Source organism: Streptococcus mitis, from assembly GCF_946190285.1.
In the GTDB taxonomy this organism is placed as follows: Bacteria; Bacillota; Bacilli; order Lactobacillales; family Streptococcaceae; genus Streptococcus; species Streptococcus mitis_CP.
Genome location: NZ_CAMHZX010000129.1, coordinates 1 through 227 on the forward strand (window position 1 = coordinate 1; position 227 = coordinate 227).

At 55.5% G+C, this 227-nt stretch carries 1 protein-coding gene; it reads right to left on the bottom strand.

All coding sequences use genetic code 11. The annotated features are described in order from the left end of the window. Nucleotides 1-227: hypothetical protein (locus N8L39_RS09465; protein ID WP_261039412.1), on the bottom strand; the 227-nt coding region annotated here is incomplete at both ends.

Below are 227 nucleotides of genomic sequence, written 5' to 3' on the forward strand. Positions count from 1 at the left end.
GCTGAAGTAGACGCTACTGCACTTGTACTTGCTGAGGTAGATGCTACGGCGCTTGTTGACGCTGACGTAGATGCTACGGCGCTTGTTGACGCTGAGGTAGAGGCTACCGCACTTGTACTTGCTGAGGTAGACGCTACAGCACTAGTCGATGCTGACGTAGACGCTACCGCACTTGTGCTGGCTGAGGTAGAGGCTACCGCACTTGTGCTGGCTGAGGTAGATGCCAC